This window comes from Streptomyces sp. NPDC044003 (genome assembly GCF_056435185.1).
Map to the genome: position 1 here is coordinate 336,328 of NZ_JBWKFA010000004.1, position 15,654 is coordinate 351,981.

Genomic DNA, 15,654 nt, shown 5'->3' on the forward strand with positions numbered 1-15,654 from the left:
CGACTACCAGGAGACGCTGAACTGGATGGAGCGGTTGTCGTTCCGGGTGTTCACCAGCGTGGAGACGCCGGACCGGCTGCCGACGTAGTCGTAGGCGCCCTTGTAGCCGGCGCTGTAGTACACGTTGGCGGAGTAGCCGTCGTACCAGTTGTAGGCGGAGGCCGCGTTGTTGCCGGCGACCTGGCCGCTGCCCGAGCCGGTGTTGGGGCAGAAGCGGAGCGGCGTGGCCGTGGTGTACGGCATCTTGAGGGCCAGCATGTCGTAGATGTTGTGGCCGATGTTGACCCAGGCGCCCGAGTAGTTGGGGCTGTAGTAGAGCCGGAAGCGGAACTCCTCCGACGAGCCGGCGCACTTCTGGCTCGACATGATGGTGTCCTCGTCGCTGGAGATCCAGGCGGTGGGGTCGCCCTCCGCGTGGGCCATGCCCGTGCCGGAGAGGACGGAGGCGCCCATCACGGAGGCGACGAAAGCGGTACGCAGGCGGGCGCGCCGCGCGGTGGTCGAGGTCTTCACAAGGGTCTCCACAGTGATCGTCGAAACAGAAACAGAAACAAACAAGGACAGAAGGTCTGAGGGTCAGGGGCGGGCGAGGACGTCCGCCGCCTTGCGCAGGCTGGTGTCGAGCGCGCGGCGTTCCGCCGCGAGCGCCGTGGCGTTGCGCGCGATCGAGGCACGCTGGAGCCGGGTCTCCGCCTCGTGCCAGATCTCCGCGACCCGGTGCGTGGCGCGGCAGTCGATGTCGGCGAGCGCCGTGTCGATCTCGGCGCGGGACGCGCCCCCGGGACTCGGCCGGAAGCGGGGGTCGTCGTTGGCGGCCATGGGAGCCGGGTACGTGAAGCCCTTGGCCTTCATGCAGGTGGACCAGCGTCCGAACACCGCCTTCACCAGCGGGTCTTCCATGGACGCGGGGTACGACTCGTTCGTGAGCCGCTGCACGAGCGGGGAGGCGCCCTGCGCCGAACCGCCCAGGGTCCTGCGGGCCTCGCCGAAGCAGCCGCCCTCGGGGATCTTCCGGCCGTCGTAGAAGCCGCGCCGGGCCTCCGGGCCGACCCTCTCCAGGAGTTCGGCGGGCATGTCGGTGCCGCCCAGGACCAGCTGGGCGTCGGCGGAGAGCTGCGGCTGGGCGTCGGCGGCGCGCAACGCCTTGTCGTAGCGGGCCTGTTGGGCCGGGTCGACCTGGTAGCCGAACTTCGCGGACATCCCGGCGTCGTGGATGCCGTACCGCCAGTCGAGCAGGTTCTTCGGGCCGATCGCGGGCAGGTCCGGGGCCGGCTTCCAGGCGATCCCGAACCCCTTGACGCACTGGCCGACCAGCTTCCGCTCCGCGCGGGCGAGGGTCCTGCCCTGCGCGGCCGTGGGGCGGTACGCCTGCATGGGCAGGGTCCAGGCCGAGGCGTCGGCGGCGGAGCGCACGACGACGGGGGAAGCCGGCGGCGGCGCGTCGATCCCCGTCTCCTGCCCGGTGGAACACCCGGTCAGGCCAAGGGCGGTGACGGCGAGAGCCGCGCATATGCGCGGATTTCTGTGGTGGCTGCTCGCCATCGACTGAGGGATCCTCACATGACTGGTCCCGGTGGGGCCTTGGTTCGGTCGGAGAGCAGGATACCCGGCTGTCACAGCTGGTCAGAGCCACCCCGGAAGCTCGCGGAAACAAGAACGGAGGCCGTGTCGGATCTCTCCGACACGGCCTCCGGCAACCGGGATACCCGGGGCTACTCGTCCTCGTCCCACGGCGGTTCGAGCTCGTCCAGGTCGAACGGCGGCTCCTCGTCGTAGGACGGCCCGGCGTCGTACACCGGGGGCGCGGCAGCGGGCACCGACGGCGCGGCAGCGGCAGCGGCAGGTGCGGACGCGGTGTGCGTCCCGGCGGCGGCAGGGGCGGACGCGTCCCCGGTCCCGGTCCCGGTCGCGGTCCCGCTCCCGGCGCCGCCGGTCTGGGCCAGGGTGTCGAGGACGCCCTCGGCGTACTTGCCGAGCTTGGCCTCGCCGACGCCGCCGACGGTGCCGAGCTCCTCGACGGTGGTGGGCATGAGGGTCGCGATCTCGCGCAGCGTCGCGTCGTGGAAGACGACGTACGCCGGCACGCCCTGCTCGCGGGCGGTCGCGGCCCGCCAGGCACGCAGCGCCTCGAAGACGGGCACGGCGGCCGCCGGCAGATCGACCGGCACTCGGGCGCTCTTGCCGGAGCGCGCCCCGGACTCCTTGCGGGCGGGCGCGGTCGCCTTCTCCTTGCGCATCGGGACCTGCCGGCGTCCGCCGAGGACCTCGCCGCTGTCCTCGGTGAGCACGAGCGTCCCGTAGTCGCCCTCCACCGCGAGCAGCCGCTGCGCGAGGAGCTGGCGGACGACCCCGCGCCACTCGGCGGTGCCCAGGTCCGAGCCGACGCCGAACACCGACAGCTGGTCGTGGTCGAACTGGATGACCTTGGCGGTTCGCTTGCCCTGGAGGATGTCGATGATCTGGCCGGCACCGAACTTCTGGCGCCGCTCCTTGGCGAGCCGCCACACCGTGGACAGCAGCTTCTGCGCGGCTACGGTCCCGTCCCAGGACTCGCCCGGCGTCAGACAGGTGTCGCAGTTCCCGCACGGCGTGCCGGACTGGCCGAAGTACTCGAGGAGCCGCACACGGCGGCAGTCGACCGTCTCGCAGAGGGCGAGCATGGCGTCCAGATGCATGGCGAGGGAGCGGCGGTGCGTCTCGTCGCCCTCGGAGCCGTCGATGAGCTTGCGCTGCTGGACGACGTCCTGGAGGCCGTACGCCAGCCAGGCGGTGGCCGGCTCCCCGTCACGGCCCGCGCGGCCGGTCTCCTGGTAGTAGCCCTCGACCGACTTGGGCAGGTCGAGGTGGGCCACGAAGCGTACGTCCGGCTTGTCGATGCCCATGCCGAAGGCGATGGTCGCCACGACGACGACCCCGTCCTCCCGCAGGAAGCGCGCCTGGTTCGCCGCGCGCGTCCCGGCGTCCATGCCGGCGTGGTACGGGACGGCGTCGATGCCCTGCTCGACGAGGGCGGCCGCCGTCTTCTCCACCGACGCCCGCGACAGGCAGTAGACGACGCCCGCGTCTCCGTCGTGCTCGGTCCTGATCAGCTCCAGGAGCTGCTTGACCGGGTTGTTCTTGGGGACGATGCGGTACTGGATGTTCGGCCGGTCGAAGCCGGCGACGAAGTGCCGGGCGTCCTCCAGGCCGAGCCGCTTCGCGATCTCGGCGTGGGTGGCCTGCGTGGCCGTCGCCGTCAGCGCGATCCGCGGCACCTTCGGCCACCGCTCGTGGAGCATGGAGAGGGCGAGGTAGTCGGGCCGGAAGTCGTGACCCCACTGGGCCACACAGTGTGCCTCGTCGATCGCGAAGAGCGACACCGTGCCCCGGTCGAGCAGCCGCTGGGTGCCCTCGGTGCGGAGCCGCTCCGGGGCCAGGTAGAGCAGGTCCAGCTCGTCCGCGAGGAAGGCCTGCTCGACGGCCTGCCGCTCGTACGGGTCCTGCGTCGAGTTCAGGAAGCCGGCCCGGACCCCGAGCGCCCTGAGCGCGTCCACCTGGTCCTGCATGAGGGCGATGAGGGGCGAGATCACGACGCCCGTGCCCGCTCTGACCAGGGCCGGGATCTGGTAGCAGAGCGACTTGCCGCCACCCGTCGGCATCAGGACGAGCGCGTCGCCGCCGCCGACGACCTGCTCGATGATCTCCTGCTGCTCCCCGCGGAAGGAGCTGTAGCCGAAGACACGGTGGAGCACCCGAGCGGCGTCGGAGATCTCGGCGGTGTCGTCGGGAGTGTCAGGAGCGGCCGGAGCGGCAGAGGCGTCGGAAAGGACCATTTCTGAAGCCTAGCCGCCCGCACCGACACCCCGGCCCCCGCCCGAGACAACCTGTGGATAACCCTGCGAAGGCCGACGTCAACGGACGCCGGCCCCCGCGAACACCGACGTCAACGGACGCCGGCCCCCGCGAACACCGACGTCACCGCACGCCGGCCCCCGCGAAGACCGACCTCAGCGCACGCCGGCCCCCGCGAGGGCCGCCGTCAGTGCACCCCGGCCCCCGCAGGGGTGTCGTCCAGGAAGCCGCCCGATTGGTGCTGCCACAGCCTCGCGTAGGCGCCCTCGGCGGTGAGCAGCTCCTGGTGGGTGCCCTGCTCGACGATCCGTCCGCGGTCGAGGACGACGAGCCGGTCCATCGTGGCCACCGTGGACAGCCGGTGGGCCACCACGAGCGCCGTCCGTCCCTCCATGAGCCCCCACAGCGCGTCCTGGACGAGGACCTCGCTCTCGGAGTCCAGGGCGCTGGTCGCCTCGTCGAGCAGGAGGATCGGCGCGTCGCGCAGGATCGCCCGGGCGAGGGCGACCCGCTGGCGCTGGCCGCCGGACAGTTTCACGCCGCGCTCGCCGACCATGGTGTCGAAGCCTTCGGGGAGCGCGTCCGCGAACTCGGTGACGTGCGCCGCCTCGGCCGCGCGCCGGATCTCGGCGTCGGTGGCGTCCGGCCGGGCGAAGGCGATGTTCTCCCGGAGGGTGCGGTGGAACATCGCGGGGTCCTGCGGCACGTACGCGATCATGCTGCGCAGTTCGGTCTGCCGGAGCCTGCTGATGTCCTGGCCGCCGATCATGATCCGGCCGCCGTCGATGTCCGTCATCCGGAGGAGCAGCCGGGTGAGCGTGGTCTTGCCGCCGCCGGACCGGCCCACGAATCCGATCTTCGCGCCGCTGGGCACGTCCAGGTCGAGGTCCTCGAAGAGCGGCTTCGCGCCCGCGTGGGCGAAGGTCACCTTCTCGAACCGCACCTGGGCGTCCTCGGGGCGGAGGGGTTCCGGGGATTCCGGGTCGAGGACGGTCGGCTCGTCGAGGAGGAGTTCGGTGAACTGCGCGGCCTCCGTCATCGAGCTCTCCAGGCGCCGGTAGATCTGGTTGAACTCGAACATGATCCGGGTCGCGTTGGCGTAGTACGTGAAGGCGACGATGACGGCCTCCACGCCGTGCTCTCCCCCGCCGAGGGCGACGGCGAGGACGAGTCCGAGGACGTTCGTCAGGATGGACATCGGTGCGATGACCGTGTCGATGCGCAGGTTGCCGTAGTCCCAGGAACGCAGCATCAGCTTCCTCGACTCCGCGACGCGGGACCGGTGTTCGGCGGCCTCGCGCCGCTCGGCGCCGAAGGAGCGGACGGTGTCCATGTTGGTGAGGCTGTCGGCGACGTGGCCGGAGACCCGGGCGATCGCCTGTTCGCGCTGGGCGACGAGCGCCTGCCGGCGGCGGATCAGCGGCACCACGCCGACGCCGGTGACGGCGATGAGGACCAGGAGTCCGACGACGAGCAGCGGGTCGTACTGCCAGAGCACCACCGAGGCGAACAGCAGCGGGACGAAGTTGCCCATGACCGAGAAGGTCAGGGTGTCGACGCACTCCTCGAAGCGGGAGGCGAAGCTGAGGACGCGTTTGGTGAGCGAGCCGGCGAAGTTGTCGTGGAAGAACGCGGCGTCCTTGGCGAACAGTTCGTCCATGCCGATGACGTAGAGGTTCTCGATGCCGCGGGCGTCGACGCGGTTGAGGCAGTGCAGCCCGATGCGTGTCAGGGCTTCCGCGAGCAGCAGGACGCCCGCGAAGACGAGGACGTACGGAAGGAGTGTGTCGAGCCCTGTGCCGGTGCCGTCGCCGGCGATGCGGCCGACGAGCTTGGCGACGACGAGAGGGGCGATGTAGTTGATGCCGATGTTTCCGAGCGCCGGCAGGAACAGGGCGGGAGCGGCCAGCCATCGGAGGCGGACCAGTTCCCGTGCGTAGAAGCGGACCGCGAGGAGTACCGAACCTTTGTTCGGCAAACCTTCGCGCGATTCAGGTGATCCCATACCCAACCCTGTGCAGTCGTACCGAAGGTGAGTAAAAGGAGTCTGCCGTGCCGGCGCTCCCACGGTCCAAGCATTTTCGCCGGGGCGCGCCTTCCGGGGCGATCGCAGCGGAGAAGCAGCGGTCCCGCCGGAGGAATTGCGGCGGGACCCGCGTCACTCAAGAGCCGTGCGGAGCCGTCGGATTGACGGTGTCGAAGACCATGATCCCGGCTCGGGGATCCAGATGGAACGAGCCGGTGTAGACGTTCCGGGTGACCTCGGAGGTGAACTCCTCGCTCGTCCGCCACTCGGTGCCCTCGGGCGCCTGGGGCGCGATGCCGGCGAGGACGGCCGGCGGCTCCTCGGCGGGCACCCAGTCGTACTCCTTCAGGAGCCGCTGGACGTCCGTCTTCGCGAGGTTCACCACCCCGGACATCCGGATGTCGGTGGGCCCGGGCACCCGTGAATCCGCCACACCGAGGGGGGCCGCGGCCCATGCGACGCCGGTGAAGTTCCCGAACTGGGGGAATCGCTTCTCCACCGGCTTCCGGTCCCGCTCGACCTCCGCCACCGGCGGCTGCTGCGAGGCCGGGCGGCTCGGCGGCTCGGCCGTTCCGGCGCAGCCGCCGACGAGCGCGAGCAGTATCAGGACTCCGACCGCTGTACGGCGCGGATCACCCGGCATCATCGGCCCCCCGGCTCCATGCGACAACACACGGAAACACCATGTGGTGGCCGGGATGATCCCGACCACCACATGGTGCTTTTCCTGTGTCCGAGGGGGGACTTGAACCCCCACGCCCGATAAAGGGCACTAGCACCTCAAGCTAGCGCGTCTGCCATTCCGCCACCCGGACCGGTAGCCTGCCGCGCTCCCGCATCTCTGCTGGTCGCGGCGACAGAGAACAATCTACCAGGCTTCCGGGGTGCTCCTCACCCACGTTTCCGGTGGTCAGCGGGGTGCCGGGGGCGCCTCACGGGGAGACCGTGGCGGCGGGCGGGGTCCAGCGGCGGGTGCGGGGCGGTCCGGACGGGAGGCCGTAGTCCTTCCTGAGGTGTTCGGGGATCGCGTAGTGCATGACGCGGCCGCGGGTGAGGGAGGACAGTTCGAGGACGGTGGTGAGGTGGCCGAGGCGGTCCAGGGCCCAGGCGCCGAGCGGTGACCGGTCCTCGACGGTCTCCAGGACGCCGAGGAGGTGGGGGACGGACTTCACGACGGTGTCCCACCGGGTGCGGGGCACGTCGAGCCAGTCGCCGCAGGTGTCGCCGACGAGGTAGCGGATGAGCGCGGAGACGATCGGGTCGAAGAAGGTGCCGGGGACGACCTCCTCGTAGAGGTCGATCAGCTGCCGGGTGAGGTGGACGCCCTCGGGGGACGGGCCCATGTGGCGGATCATGTACAGGTCGAGGAAGCGGCGGGCCTCGTCGAGCGTCTTGGGGACGGCGTCCTGGTCGACGCCCAGCATGGCGCCGACCACGCGCCAGGCGTAGGAGTAGGCGTCGGCCCCCTCGGAGGACATGTGGATGCCGAGTCGGTGCAGGCTGTCGAGGACCAGCATCGAGAAGAACATCTGCCCGCCGATCATGTCCTCCTGACAGATCGGCACCCCCAGGGCCTCGACGTCCCAGCGGTTCTCGCGCCTGAGGTGGTGCCGGATGGAGGCGTGGAGCAGGCGGACCTTCTGCGCGGCGGGGATGAAGCGGCTGCCTGCCTCGAAGGCGTCGGGCTGCATCAGATAGACGGTGAACTGGCCGGTCTCCGCCATCCGCTTCGAGGGGTACTTCAGACCGTGCGTCGCCGACAGCAGCTGCGCCACGTGCGGGACGAGGTAGCAGGCGGGCATGGAGGCGAAGGACAGCGCGGTGGAGATGTGCACGTTGTTGTCGATGAAGAACAGCCGGGCCTTCTCCATCTCCGCCCAGTCCACCCAGGACGGCGGGGTGCTCGTGGCGTGGAGGTACTCCCGGGCGACGTCGGGCAGCCCGTCCGGCAGCGGGGATCCCACGGTGGACACGTACCGCATGAGGGTGTTGAAGGTGCCCACCTCCCCGCGTTCGAAGAGGGCGGCGACCGTGGCGTCGGCGAGTTCGTCACCGGTCCGCCGCAGGGCGTCCATCGACGCCTCGGTGATGCTCATGGGCAGGGCTCCTTGTTCTGCGTCAGGAACGGCGGACCGCGGCCGCGTGCGCCAGGGTGGTGAGCGCGGCGGCGGGGGCGGCCGGCAGGTTCAGCTCGTCGAGGGCGCGCAGGGCCTCCCCGACCCGCTCGGTGATCATGACCTCGACGCGCTCGGGCGCTTCCAGCCGCCGCATCACCTCGCGTACGGCCTCCAGGGCGTCCCCGTCGGGCTCGCGCCGGGCGAGCAGCTCGCGCAGCCGCCCGCGCTCCTCGTCGCCGGCGAGCCGCCAGGTCTCGGCGAGCAGGGCCGTGGGCCGGTTCCCGCGTACGTCGTCGGCGCCGGCCTTGCCGGTGGTCTCCGGGTCGCCGAACAGGCCCAGCAGGTCGTCCCTCAGCTGGAAGGCCTCGCCGAGCGGCACCCCGTACGCGGAGTAGCCCCCGCGCAGCCTTCCACTCGCCCCCGCCAGGGCGCCTCCGATCAGCAGCGGCTGCTCGACGGTGTACTTGGCGGTCTTGTAGCGGATCACCTTCAGTGAGGCCGTCGTGTCCGGGGCGGCACCGGTGTGCAGGATCTCCAGGCACTCACCGGCGACGAGGTCGCGGGCGAGTGCCGCCCACAGCGGGCGGGCCCGGCCGAGGTAGGCGGCGGGCAGGCCGCTGGTGACGAAGAGCTGCCCGGCGAGCGACATGAGCAGGTCGCCGACGAGCATGGCGAGCGACCGGGCTCCCGCGGCGGGCCGCGGGTGGTGCTCCACCGCCGCCCGCAGGGCCATGTGCGCGGTGGGCCGGCCGTGGCGCAGCGGACTGTCGTCGATCAGGTCGTCGTGCACGACGGCGGCCGCGTGCACGAGCTCCATGGCGGATGCCGCCCGCACCAGGGCGTCGCTGTCGGGCTGCCCCACCGCGCGCCAGCCCCAGTAGCAGAACGCCGCCCGCAGCCGCTTGCCGTCGGCGACGGCCGCCTCCAGCTGCTCGGCCACCGGGCCCAGAGCCGGGTCGACCGCGGTGAGTCCGTCGGCCTCCTGTGCGACATGGCTCTGCAGCACGTCGTCGACGCGCGCCTTGAACGCGGCCGACTCCCACCGCTCAGCCACCGTCGCCGGCCCGGCGCGCCAGCACGTGCCGGGCGAGGACCTCCAGGTGGGCGGGGGGCGGGGACATGTACCGGTCGAGCACGAGCCGGCCGCGCGCCTCCAGGTCCCGCTCCGCCTCGGCCGCCACCTCGGCGGCGTCCGAACGCCTCAGCAGCCCCCGTACGAGTCCGAGGCCCGATCCCAGCGTGCTCACCGCCAGGTCCGCAAGGCCCGCCGCCAATAAGACCGCCCGCTCGTCCAGACCCCCACGGGGTCCCGTCTCTCGCGTCACATCCACTCCCCACCCGACAGCGTCGACGTCACTCCTCCCAGAGTCGCGCCGGACGTGCGACGACGAGCCCGGAACTCACGAACGAGTGATCATTTCGCCGGAAGGTGGACCCGTCCGTCCCTCCCAACCCCGCACGCCCTCTTGCCACTTGGGCGACTCCCTTCAAAGAATGCACATGACAACCGAAGGATTCTCGGTTGCATGGTCATTCAGAGGGGAACCCCCACATGAAGAAGCCTCTCGCCGGCGCCCTGCTCGCCCTGCTCCTGACAGGAGCGGCGGCAGTCCCTGCCGCGGCCTCCGCACCACCCCGGGAGACGGTCGCCCAGGCACCGGCCGCCGCATCCAGGACACAGGCCGTGGCCGCCGTCGGCTTCGCGGGAACGGTCGCGCTCAGCAACTGTTCCGGCTCCGTCGTCCGCACCCCCAGCTCCCTGCCGACCGACCCCGCGCTCGTCCTCTCCAACGGGCACTGCCTGGAGACCGGCATGCCGGCGGCGGGCCAGGTCATCAAGGACCGGCGGTCCAGCCGCTCGTTCACCCTGCTCAACTCGGCCGGTACCGGCGTCGGGACGCTGCGCGCCAGCAAGATCGCGTACGGCACGATGACCGACACGGACATCTCGATCTACCAGCTGACCAAGACGTACGCGCAGATACAGAGCCAGTACGGCATCAGCGCCCTCACCCTCAACGACGCCCACCCGACCCAGGGTTCGGCGATCAGCGTGGTCTCGGGGTACTGGAAGCGGATCTACAACTGCAACATCGACGGTTTCGTCTACCGCCTGAAGGAGGGCGGGTGGACCTGGAAGGACTCGGTCCGCTACACCTCCTCGTGCAACACGATCGGCGGCACCTCCGGCTCGCCCGTGATCGACACGGCCACCGGCAAGGTCGTCGCCGTCAACAACACGGGCAACGAGAGCGGTGAGAGCTGCACCGTGAACAACCCGTGCGAGGTCGACGAGAACGGCGCCGTGACCGTCCGCCAGGGCATCAACTACGCCCAGGAGACGTACACGATCGTTCCCTGCATCGGCCCCGGGAACGTGATCGACCTGAACCGCGCCGGCTGCGTCCTGCCCAAGCCGTAACGCCCCCGCCGTCTCCGCGGGCCGGCCGCAACCGGTCGGCCCGCGGAGACGACACACGACTCACCACCAGGTGAGTACGCGTACTCATCACGAGGTTCCCTCTCTCGCCGAGACTGTGTGCACCAGCGAGAGAGGCCAGTGAACGTGACCACCCAGCAGAACCGCCGCCCCCTCCCCGTCCTCGTCGTCGCGGGCCTGACCGCGGCCCTCCTCCTGACGGGCTGCACGAGCCAGGAACGCGTCTGCGGCTCCGGCCGCTACCCGGTCAAGGCGGTCGGCAACGCCGACGGCCAGGACTGCGTGGCCGACGGCCAGGAGCCGGCGGAGGGCTGGGTCCGCTACCCGGCGGGCCAGGTCCCCGAGTACGTCGGCGACGAATGGGACCGCCACTGGGCCACGGTCGTCGTGGACGCCGAGGGCCGTCCGACGCGGGGCTGACGGCCCTCGGCGTGCCTCACGGCGTCATCTCGTACGCCCCCGACAGCGCCTCGACGCGCTGCCAGACGCGCCCCGAGCGGGCCTCGTCGACGACGGGGCGGCGGACGGCGCCGAGCGCCCAGAGCTGCTGCTGCTCCGTCGCGGAGTCCTTGCCGTGCAGCTCGACCGCGTGCGCGGAGAAGTCGCGGACGAGGACGGCGAAGAGCTCGTCGAGGACATCCTCGTCGAGACCGGTAAGGGCGGCCTGCTCCAGGACCAGCTGCCCGTGGACGACGAGCGCGAAGAGCTGACCGACGGCGAGGAGGAGGTCCAGGTCGCGGCTCTGCTCCTCGTCGGGGGCGGCCTTGAGCACGAACTCGCAGAGCGCGTCGGCCTGTTCGCGGAAGCGGCTGACGTTGGGCACATGCGCGTACGTGTCGTAGGCCGGGCGCCAGTCGTGGAAACGGACCCCGCCGAGACCGCGGGCCGGCCCCTGACGGAAGAGGAACGTGTCGTCGGCCGCGTCCAGACGGGTCGGGACGGGCTCGTACGCGACCGGGTCGAGGAGGTGGTTGCGCATGAACTTGAGGATCAGCGCCAGGTTGACGTGGACCGTGCCCTCCAGCTTCGGCAGACCGCGGATCTCCACGGCGGCCTCGGCGAAGTAGTTGTCCTTCTCGAAGCCCTTGGCGGCGATGACGTCCCACATCAGGTCGATGACCTTCTCGCCCTCCGTGGTCACCTTCATCTTCGTCATCGGGTTGAAGAGGAGGTAGCGGCGGTCGTCGGGTCCCGCGGTGCGGAAGTAGTCGACGGCGCGGTCGCTGAACAGCTTCATGCCGACGAGCCGGACGTACGCGTCAGTCAACTCGCGCCGCACGTGCGGGAAGACGGTGACCGGCCGGCCGTACAGGATGCGGTTCTGCGCGTGGGTGACGGCCTCGTACATCGCGTGCTCGCAGATGCCGATCGAGGCGGTGCACAGGTTGAACTTGCCGACGTTGACGGTGTTGAGGGCGGCGTCGAAGGCGGCGCGGCCGGTGTGCAGCACGTCCTCGGCCGCGACCGGGTAGTCCTCCAGGCGGAACTCGCTGACGTACTTCGAGGAGTCGACGACGTTCTTGACGAGGTGGTACGCCGGGTGACGGCTGTCGGCAGCGAAGAAGACGTAGCCGTCGGGGCCTTCGACGTCGGTGCGACGGCCGAAGACGGAGACGAGCCCGGCGGCGTTGCCGTTGCCGATGTAGTACTTGGAGCCGGTGGCACGGAAGCCGCCCGTGCCGTCGGGCTCCAGGAGCATGTCGGTGGAGTAGATGTCGGCGCCGTGGGACTTCTCGGAGAGACCGAAGGCGAACACCTCTCCCTGGGAGAGGAGTTCGGCGGCACGGGCGCGGGCGGCGGCGTTGTCGCTCTGCCAGACCGGGCCGAGGCCGAGGATGGTGACCTGCCAGGCGTACCAGTAGTCCAGGCCGTAGAAACCGAGGATCTCGTTGAGGGCGGCGATGCGGGCGGTGTCCCAGCGCTTGTCGCCCTCGTCCTCACCGGCGGCGGAGGACGGCGTCAGGAAGGTCGCGAAGAGCCCCTCCTCCGCGGCGAAGGCGAGGAAGTCACCGAGCCAGGCCCGGGTCCGGTAGTCCTCGATGATCCGGCGCTTGCCGCGCGCCTCGAACCAGTCGACGGTGGCGCGCAGCAGCCGGCGGGTCTCCGGGTCGAAGTGGGCGGGGTCGTAGGTGTGCGGGTTGAACAGCAGCGGGTCGGCCATGACGTCCGCCTTTCCTGGATCGGGGGTTGGTACGGCTCGGTTCAGCGGTCGGCTTCGAACCGGGCGAGCGTGGCGAGGACGTCGTCGAGCCAGGCGATCATCATCCGCTCGTAGGCGATGCCGCCGCGGAGCACGGCGTGCTGGAGCTCCCGCTCGGCGTCGAGCGCCCCCTCGCCCTCGGCTTCCGGGAAGTCCCGTGCCTCGCCCGCGAGGTAGTGCTCCAGACGATCGGTGTGCGCCTGCCGGTGCCGCTCGACCTCGCCGATCAGTGCGGCGGGATCGTCGAAGGCGGCACCGCGGATCTTCACCGCGAGGTCGTGCCGCACGCTCTCGGGCTCGATCGGTGCGGCCAGCCAGGCGGAGAGCGCGTCCCGGCCGGGCCCGGCGACGGAGTACTCCTTCTTGTCCGGGCGCCCCTGCTGCGGCACGTCCCGGACGTCCACCCAGCCGTCGCTCTCCATGCGCTTGAGCACACGGTAGATCTGCTGGTGGGTGGCGGTCCAGAAGTACCCGATGGACCGCTCGAAGCGCCGGGCCAGCTCGTAGCCGGATCCGGGCTTCTCGAGCAGGGAGACGAGGATCGCGTGGTCGAGCGCCATGCGCCCGATCTTGCTATGCAACGAGTTGCATAGCAAGACGGACCGGATCGATGAGACACGGCTCACGGGCGTTGTCAGTGGTGCGCGATAGCTTCGAGAACGTTCGAAAGAGTGCACGAGGAGGGGGAATTCGTGGGTGTCGAGCGTGCGTTGAAGGTCGTTCTCGTCGATGTCAACGACGAGGTGGTGGCGGCCTGGAAGTCCGCGTTCGCGGACACGCCGGAGGTAGAGATCCGGCGGGGTTCCGTTCTCGACGTGGACGTCGACGCGTGGGTGTCCCCCACCAATGCCCGGGGCCGGATGGACGGAGGGGTCGACGCCGTCGTCAAGCGGCACCTCGGCGCCGGCGTCCAGGTGCGGGTGCAGCGGGCGATCCGCGAGCGGTTCGGCGGGAGCCTGCCGGTGGGCAGCGCGGTGTGCGTGCCTTCGGGGGCGGCCGTGCCGCGGTATCTGATCTCGACGCCGACCATGCGGCAGTCCTCGCAGAACGTCAGCGACACGATGAACGTGGCGCTGGCGTGCGCGGCCGCGTTCCAGGCGGTGCACCTGCAGAACCTGGCGAAGCCCGGCAGCATCCGGTCGGTGGCGCTCGTCGGGATGGGCGCGCGGACGGGCCAGGTGCCCGCGCAGGTGTGCGCGAATCTGATGTGGACGGGCTACACGCTGTTCCACGACCACGGATTCGCGGACTACGACGAGCTGCGGGCGGCGGTACTGGGTCAGCTGGAGGACATCGAGGCCGCGGGCCCGGCGCAGCGGGTACGGATCAAGGCACCGGCCCAGGCGCCCTCCCCCGCTCCCTCCCCCGCGCCCTCGGGCGACCCCTTGGGGCTGGCCGAGCTGTTCAAGGGCGGTGGTGAGCCGTGGCTGCCGCTGCTCGGCCCGGTGATCGAGGCGCTGCCGGGGGCGGGGGCCTTCATCGGCCCGAAGCGGAGCCCGGAGGTGGTTCCGGTGCGGGAGCTGACGTTCCAGGCGCTGAAGCCGCATCCGCCGCACAAGTGGAAGGTGGTGGCCTTCGGGCAGAACCCGTATCCGCGGGCGGAGAGCGCGACGGGCATCGCGATGTTCGACAACACCTTCCACGACTGGAAGGACAGTCAGTTCGGCCGGGTGGTCAGCATTCGCTGCATCATCAAGGCGGCCGCGATGTGGAAGTACGGCATCGCCAAGAAGACGCCGATCGCCGACGTCCGGGCGCTGCTGAAGAAGGAGGACGCGGTCCAGCCGCCGGAGTGGTTCCAGGCGATGCTGACCCAGGGCGTGCTCCTGTTGAACGCCTCGCTCACGGCGAGTGCGGACGGGGCGGTGCCGACCGATCAGCACACGTCCTTCTGGCGGCCCGTGGCCGAGCAGATCGTCGAGGAGATCCTCCGGGCGAAGCAGGATGCCGAGGAGGAGGACCGCGGGGTGGTGTTCGCCTGGTGGGGCGCGCACGCCAGGAGCCTGAAGAGGGTCGTCCAGCGGCTGGAGAAGAAGTACCCGGGGGTCGAGGTCCGGCACCTGGACCACGCGAACCCGGCGGCTCAGGGGGACATCTTCTGTGAAGGCGACCATTTCTCCCAGGTGAACGACGCCTTGGCGGCGGTGGGAGCGGAGCCGGTCGACTGGCTGCCGAGCAAGGGCTGGGACCAGCACACGACCGACGCCGCCGGCTCCGAGCGGATGGGCGCGTTCATCGCGTCGACGATGGAGCTGCACCAGCTCTATCTGGAGCGCCTCACGAGCGTCAAGGACGAGGGACTCGTCCTGCCACCGATCACCGGAGTGTTCGACACGCCGCTGATGGACTTCCGCAAGGCCGTCGAGCCGGTGACGCGGGTGCTGGCGAATCTGGACCGGTACGTCGAGCGGTCGACCCGGTTCGCGGAGACGAGGACGGCACAGCCGGAGGCCTCGGGCGGCCTGTCCGCCGACGCGATCTCCGCGCTGTACCTGTACACGTGCGAGTCGGCGTTCTACCGCGAGATCAACGCCGTACTGAGGTCCCCGGACCGGGAGCGGGTGACCCCGTACCTGCCGTACCTGCGCCTGCTGTTCTCGGCCGTGGCCGACCTGCCGGCGCAGACGCGGCCGCTGTGGCGGGGCGTGGCCCTGGACCTGCGCTCCCAGTACCCGCTGGGGCGCACGGTGACCTGGTGGGGCGTCTCGTCCTGCACGTCCGAGCCGGGCGTGGCCCGCGCCTTCCTCGGCAGCCGCGGCCGCCGCACCCTCTTCGAGGTGACGCCGGCGCGCGCGGTGGGGATCCGCCGCTTCTCCGCGTTCACGGGCGAGGAGGAGTACATCCTCACCCCCGGCACCCGACTGAAGGTGACGGACGTGAAGACCGAACGCGGCGGCCTGTGCACGGTCCGCCTGACGGAACTGGAGGGCCAGGGGCTGGTGTCCTAGGCGAGGGCGCCCGGCCGCTGCGGTCCGGCCGTCGTCGGAACGCCGGACGAGCTGTGACGGACCCCTCCTGGGCCGCGGTCGGCCCAGGAGGG

Annotated in this window: 13 protein-coding genes and 1 tRNA gene; 3 read left to right on the forward strand and 11 right to left on the reverse strand. The window is 70.7% G+C overall.

Annotation, left to right across the window (positions count from 1 at the left end; translation table 11 throughout):
• Positions 1 to 3: 3 nt before the first annotated feature.
• From AC07AW_RS18605 to AC07AW_RS18645, 9 genes are all read right to left on the reverse strand, one after another.
• Positions 4 to 513 carry a hypothetical protein gene (locus AC07AW_RS18605; protein WP_478816558.1) on the reverse strand — a complete coding sequence of 170 codons (510 nt, stop codon included), beginning with the start codon at positions 511 to 513 and terminating at the stop codon, positions 4 to 6.
• Positions 514 to 576: 63 nt separating this feature from the next.
• The gene (locus AC07AW_RS18610) at positions 577 to 1,542 is read right to left on the reverse strand and encodes a hypothetical protein (protein ID WP_478816559.1); all 966 of its coding nucleotides are present in this window, start codon (positions 1,540 to 1,542) and stop codon (positions 577 to 579) included.
• Positions 1,543 to 1,712: 170 nt separating this feature from the next.
• The gene (recQ, locus tag AC07AW_RS18615) at positions 1,713 to 3,812 is read right to left on the reverse strand and encodes a DNA helicase RecQ (protein WP_478816560.1); all 2,100 of its coding nucleotides are present in this window, start codon (positions 3,810 to 3,812) and stop codon (positions 1,713 to 1,715) included.
• Positions 3,813 to 4,018: 206 nt separating this feature from the next.
• A complete protein-coding gene (locus AC07AW_RS18620) occupies positions 4,019 to 5,836 on the reverse strand; it encodes an ABC transporter ATP-binding protein (RefSeq protein ID WP_478816561.1) in 1,818 nt (605 codons plus the stop codon).
• 157 nt (positions 5,837 to 5,993) lie between these two features.
• Positions 5,994 to 6,503: a hypothetical protein gene (locus AC07AW_RS18625; protein ID WP_478816562.1), complete on the reverse strand. Its 510-nt coding sequence runs from the start codon at positions 6,501 to 6,503 to the stop codon at positions 5,994 to 5,996.
• Between the two features lie 84 nt (positions 6,504 to 6,587).
• Positions 6,588 to 6,672 (reverse strand) — tRNA-Leu (locus AC07AW_RS18630).
• Between the two features lie 117 nt (positions 6,673 to 6,789).
• Positions 6,790 to 7,953: an oxygenase MpaB family protein gene (locus AC07AW_RS18635; protein WP_478816563.1), complete on the reverse strand. Its 1,164-nt coding sequence runs from the start codon at positions 7,951 to 7,953 to the stop codon at positions 6,790 to 6,792.
• A gap of 22 nt (positions 7,954 to 7,975) precedes the next feature.
• Positions 7,976 to 9,028: a polyprenyl synthetase family protein gene (locus tag AC07AW_RS18640; RefSeq protein WP_478816564.1), complete on the reverse strand. Its 1,053-nt coding sequence runs from the start codon at positions 9,026 to 9,028 to the stop codon at positions 7,976 to 7,978.
• Positions 9,021 to 9,299 (reverse strand): polyprenyl synthetase, encoded by a 279-nt coding sequence (locus tag AC07AW_RS18645; protein ID WP_478816565.1) that lies wholly within the window; start codon positions 9,297 to 9,299, stop codon positions 9,021 to 9,023. Before AC07AW_RS18645 ends, AC07AW_RS18640 begins: the two co-directional genes overlap by 8 nt.
• Positions 9,300 to 9,526: 227 nt before the next feature.
• Here AC07AW_RS18645 and AC07AW_RS18650 point away from each other — a divergent pair, with 227 nt between their 5' ends.
• Both AC07AW_RS18650 and AC07AW_RS18655 read left to right on the forward strand, forming a co-directional pair.
• The gene (locus AC07AW_RS18650; protein WP_478816566.1) at positions 9,527 to 10,396 is read left to right on the forward strand and encodes a S1 family peptidase; all 870 of its coding nucleotides are present in this window, start codon (positions 9,527 to 9,529) and stop codon (positions 10,394 to 10,396) included.
• Positions 10,397 to 10,540: 144 nt separating this feature from the next.
• Positions 10,541 to 10,834, forward strand: a complete 294-nt coding sequence (locus AC07AW_RS18655; RefSeq protein WP_478816567.1) for an SCO0607 family lipoprotein — start codon at positions 10,541 to 10,543, stop codon at positions 10,832 to 10,834.
• 16 nt (positions 10,835 to 10,850) lie between these two features.
• Here AC07AW_RS18655 and AC07AW_RS18660 read toward each other — a convergent pair whose 3' ends face one another.
• Both AC07AW_RS18660 and AC07AW_RS18665 read right to left on the reverse strand, forming a co-directional pair.
• Positions 10,851 to 12,575 carry an acyl-CoA dehydrogenase family protein gene (locus AC07AW_RS18660; RefSeq protein ID WP_478816568.1) on the reverse strand — a complete coding sequence of 575 codons (1,725 nt, stop codon included), beginning with the start codon at positions 12,573 to 12,575 and terminating at the stop codon, positions 10,851 to 10,853.
• Between the two features lie 41 nt (positions 12,576 to 12,616).
• Positions 12,617 to 13,174, reverse strand: a complete 558-nt coding sequence (locus AC07AW_RS18665; protein WP_478816569.1) for a PadR family transcriptional regulator — start codon at positions 13,172 to 13,174, stop codon at positions 12,617 to 12,619.
• Between the two features lie 132 nt (positions 13,175 to 13,306).
• Here AC07AW_RS18665 and AC07AW_RS18670 point away from each other — a divergent pair, with 132 nt between their 5' ends.
• A complete protein-coding gene (locus tag AC07AW_RS18670; protein ID WP_478816570.1) occupies positions 13,307 to 15,562 on the forward strand; it encodes a macro domain-containing protein in 2,256 nt (751 codons plus the stop codon).
• The last annotated feature ends 92 nt before the right edge of the window (positions 15,563 to 15,654 follow it).

What these genes read in the sequence shown, in the direction of transcription:
- recQ (WP_478816560.1), bottom strand. Translation starts at nt 3,812, where the DNA reads ATGGTCCTTTCCGACGCCTCTGCCGCTCCGGCCGCTCCTGACACTCCC.
- AC07AW_RS18650 (WP_478816566.1), top strand. Translation starts at nt 9,527, where the DNA reads ATGAAGAAGCCTCTCGCCGGCGCCCTGCTCGCCCTGCTCCTGACAGGA.
- AC07AW_RS18635 (WP_478816563.1), bottom strand. Translation starts at nt 7,953, where the DNA reads ATGAGCATCACCGAGGCGTCGATGGACGCCCTGCGGCGGACCGGTGAC.
- AC07AW_RS18620 (WP_478816561.1), bottom strand. Translation starts at nt 5,836, where the DNA reads ATGGGATCACCTGAATCGCGCGAAGGTTTGCCGAACAAAGGTTCGGTA.
- AC07AW_RS18610 (WP_478816559.1), bottom strand. Translation starts at nt 1,542, where the DNA reads ATGGCGAGCAGCCACCACAGAAATCCGCGCATATGCGCGGCTCTCGCC.
- AC07AW_RS18665 (WP_478816569.1), bottom strand. Translation starts at nt 13,174, where the DNA reads ATGGCGCTCGACCACGCGATCCTCGTCTCCCTGCTCGAGAAGCCCGGA.
- AC07AW_RS18625 (WP_478816562.1), bottom strand. Translation starts at nt 6,503, where the DNA reads ATGATGCCGGGTGATCCGCGCCGTACAGCGGTCGGAGTCCTGATACTG.
- AC07AW_RS18660 (WP_478816568.1), bottom strand. Translation starts at nt 12,575, where the DNA reads ATGGCCGACCCGCTGCTGTTCAACCCGCACACCTACGACCCCGCCCAC.